The organism is Lapidilactobacillus mulanensis, from assembly GCF_003946215.1.
GTDB lineage: Bacteria > Bacillota > Bacilli > Lactobacillales > Lactobacillaceae > Lapidilactobacillus > Lapidilactobacillus mulanensis.
In genome coordinates this window covers 1-303 of sequence record NZ_RHOW01000061.1, presented here as the reverse complement: position 1 = coordinate 303, position 303 = coordinate 1, and the positions used below count along the sequence as shown (strand labels likewise).

At 49.5% G+C, this 303-nt stretch carries 1 protein-coding gene; it reads right to left on the bottom strand.

The features are described 5' to 3' along the window. Positions 1-303 (bottom strand): IS30 family transposase (locus tag EKM67_RS10040; protein WP_125578863.1); only part of this gene is annotated, 303 nt, incomplete at both ends.

The window sequence follows — 303 nt, the reverse complement described above, 5'->3', positions numbered from 1 at the left end:
TGGGTGTAGCTAGATCGAGTGATTGCCCCTTAGGAAAGTAACGTCTGAGTATACGATTGTGGACCTCATTAGTGGCGCGTTCGGCCGAGCTATAAGGGTGGGCATAATAAGTCTCGGCAACACCCTCAAGCGCAGCCGTTAGCGTGGTGAACTCTGTTCCGTTATCCGCCGTAACTGTCCGCATAACGTCACCGAATTCAGCCGTAATATTTTGCATGGCATAAGCCACAGATTCAGCGTCTTTACCCTCGATCAAGCGGACAATCTCATAGCGCGTTTTACGTTCGGTAAACGTTAATAGGA